This window comes from Streptomyces anatolicus (assembly GCF_019400875.1).
Taxonomy (GTDB): Bacteria; Actinomycetota; Actinomycetes; order Streptomycetales; family Streptomycetaceae; genus Streptomyces; species Streptomyces anatolicus.
Genome location: NZ_WMBF01000620.1, coordinates 1 through 3,270, shown reverse-complemented (window position 1 = coordinate 3,270; position 3,270 = coordinate 1). Strand labels below are relative to the sequence as shown.

The 3,270-nt window shown below is 74.3% G+C and carries 2 protein-coding genes and 1 pseudogene; all 3 read left to right on the top strand.

The genetic code is table 11. The features are described 5' to 3' along the window. A pseudogene (locus tag GKQ77_RS30470) lies at positions 1–487 on the top strand (hypothetical protein); the annotation flags it as partial. Between the two features lie 71 nt (positions 488–558). Continuing rightward, positions 559–2,241: a glycosyltransferase family 2 protein gene (locus GKQ77_RS30465; protein ID WP_219692352.1), complete on the top strand. Its 1,683-nt coding sequence runs from the start codon at positions 559–561 to the stop codon at positions 2,239–2,241. A gap of 75 nt (positions 2,242–2,316) precedes the next feature. Beyond that, on the top strand, positions 2,317–3,270 hold a 954-nt coding region (galE, locus tag GKQ77_RS30460; protein WP_219692351.1), incomplete at its 3' end, for a UDP-glucose 4-epimerase GalE.

The following is a 3,270-nucleotide window of genomic DNA, read 5'->3' as shown; positions in this document are numbered from 1 at the left end:
GGCGGGGGCGGCGGCGCTCGGGGCCTGCGTGGGGTTCTTCCAGATCCAGGCGGGCGCCGTCGTGCCGCGCGCGCTCGACCCGGTCGGCTTCGACCAGCCGCCGCGCTGGCCCGGCTACGGCTGGGCGGTCGAGCACATGCGCCGGGGCGATGTCGTCCTGACCAACGGCTACTGGCCCACGCGGTCCGTGCCCGGCCACGGCGCCAACCTCGTCGCCCCCGCCTGGCCGGACGCCTCGCTCGACGAGGACGTGCGCAACCGCCGCTTGGCGGCCGTACGCGCCTATCTCTCCCCCGACTCCACGCGCGCGCGGCGCACGGCGATCGTGCGCCGCTACGACGTGCGGTGGCTGCTGCTCAGCCGCGACCAGAAGGTGCCGCCGGAGGCGGTGGTCGTCGACTGGAGCCGGCGGACGGGCGAGGTGCTGGCGCGGGTCGGCGGGCCGGCGGGCCAGAAGCCCCACAAGGGGCCACGGCCGCACCCGTGAATCCACTCATGAATCCAACCACGAATGCCCCACTAATCGGATAATTGCCAGTAACCACTAACATTTCCCCCGTGGACCGCACCCTGTCTCAGCCGACTGCCCAGAACCCGCCTACCTCTAACGCGTCCGCCTCCCAGGTCTCCGTCGTCGTGATCGGCTACGACGACGCGGCCCACGTCGCGGACGCGGTGCGCTCCGCGCTGGCCCAAGGTCCCGTCGTCCGCGAGGTGATCGCCGTCGACGACTGCTCGACGGACGGCAGCGCGGAGATCCTTGCCGCCCTAGCCGAGCGGGACCCCCGCGTGAAGGTGCTCCGCCGCGCGACCAACAGCGGCGGCTGCGGCACCCCGCGCAACGACGGCATCGACGCCGCGTCCGCGCCGTACGTGATGTTCCTCGACAGTGACGACGTGCTGCCGCCCGGCGCCGCCGTCGCGCTGCTCGCCGCGGCCGAACGGCACGGCAGCGAGGTCGCGTCCGGCCTGTGCGTGCGCCGCGAACTGCCCGCCGGGCGCGAGGTGCCCTGGCAGCCCGAGCTGTACGCGAAGGCCCGGCTCGTCGCCCGGCCCGAGCTGCGCACCCGCCTCGTCCACGACACGCTCTGCGTCAACAAGCTCTACCGCACGGACTTTCTGCGCGCGCACGGCATCCGCTTCCCCGAAGGCCGCTTCATCTACGAGGACTTCGTCTTCACCGCGCGCGTGCTCGCCGCGGGCCCGCGCATCGCGCTCGTCCCCGACACGGTGTACGTGTGGCATGTGCGCCGCGCCGCCGCCAAGCTGTCGATCTCCCTGGACCGTGCCGGGATCACCAACTGGCAGGCCCGCATGGAGGCGCACCGCCAGTCCGTGGAGATCCTGCGGGACGCGCGCGGCACCGGGGGCAAACGGCTCGCGCGGGCGGCCCGCGCCAAGTTCCTCGACCACGGGCTGCGCATGTACGCCCGCGAACTCCCCTCGCGCGGCAAGGAGTACCAGCGCGAGTGGTGGTCGCTCACGCGCGCGTACCTGACGACGTTCGACGACGCCGACCTCGACGCGGCGCCCGCCCCCGGCCGCGTCATCGCGCGTGTCGTCCTCGCCTCCGAGGAGCCGCGCGACCTGGCGCGGCTGCGGCAGGTGGCGGCGCGCCCGGCCCGGCTCGTCCCGCCGTATCCGAGGGCATCCGACGCCACCCCGGTCTGGGCGGCCGACCTGCCCCAGGTGACCCTGGAGCATCTGCTCGTACGCCCCATGCGGCTGCTGCCCCTCGCGGTCGACGGCGAGCTGCGCCCGCGCGCGGGCGGCACGCCGCTCGTGCTGCGGCTGAGCGAGCTGTACGGGCGGGTGGCACAGGCGGGGCCCGCCACCGTCGACGTCGAGCTGGTCCACCGGCTGAGCGGCCTGCCCGGTCTGCGCAGGACGGCGGCGTTCGCCCCGGAGCGGCCCGGCGAGACCTGGACGGCCACGGTCCTGCTCGACCTCGGCGCGCTGGACGGGGCGGTGTGGGACGTACGGCTGCGGCTCCACTTCGACGACGGGACCTCACGCGACACGACCGCGCGGGCCGTCGCCGGGCCCGGGCTGCTGCGGCGCACGGTGGTGCCGGGCGGGCGGCGCGGCATCCTGCTCGTCCAGCCGTACGCCACCCAGGCGGGGAACCTCTCGGTGCGGCTCGCGCCCGGGGTGCGGGGCGTGGCCGGGGTAGTGAAGCGGCGCGCGGCCCGGTTCGTCCGGTCCGCCCTCGACGCCGCGCGGCGTGCTTCGGGGCTCTGACGCGCCCCGTACACGCCCTCTGCGAGACTTGCAGGCCCACTCCTCGTACGCGCGACAAGACGGGACTCGACGACCATGACCTGGCTGATCACCGGCGGCGCCGGATACATCGGAGCGCATGTCGTCCGCGCCATGACGGAGGCGGGCGAGCGGGCCGTGGTCTACGACGACCTGTCGAGCGGCATCGCCGAGCGCGTCCCGGCGGGGGTCCCCCTCGTCACCGGTTCGACCCTGGACGCGGAGCTGCTGGCCCGCACCCTGAAGGACCACGCGATCACCGGCGTCGTCCATCTCGCGGCGAAGAAGCAGGTCGGCGAGTCGGTGGAGCGCCCCCTGCACTACTACCGGGAGAACGTGGAAGGCCTGCGGGTGCTCCTCGACGCGGTGGTGGCGGCCGGCGTGCCCTCCTTCGTCTTCTCCTCGTCCGCCGCGGTGTACGGCATGCCGGACGTCGACCTCGTCACCGAGGAGACGCCGTGCCTGCCGATGAGCCCCTACGGCGAGACGAAGCTGGCGGGCGAGTGGCTGGTGCGGGCCGTGGGGCGCGCGCACGGTCTGGCGACGGCGTCCCTGCGCTACTTCAACGTGGCGGGCGCGGCCACGCCGGAGCTGGCCGACACCGGCGTCTTCAACCTCGTCCCGATGGTCTTCGAGAAGCTCACGGACGGCGAGGCCCCCCGCGTCTTCGGCGCGGACTACGCCACCCCGGACGGCACGTGCGTACGGGACTACATCCACGTCGTCGACCTGGCCGAGGCCCATGTGGCGACCGCCCGCAAGCTCGCGTCGGCCGCGCCCGGCACGGATCTGACCCTCAACATCGGCCGGGGCGAGGGCGTTTCGGTCCGCGAGATGACCGACCTCATCAACGAGGTCACGGGCCACGACACGCCCGCCGAGGTCACGGCCCGCCGCCCCGGCGACCCGGCCCGCGTGGTGGCCGCCGCGGACCGCATCGCCGGGGAACTGGGCTGGTCGGCCAAGCGGGACGTCCGCGACATGATCGCGTCCGCGTGGGCGGGGTGGGTG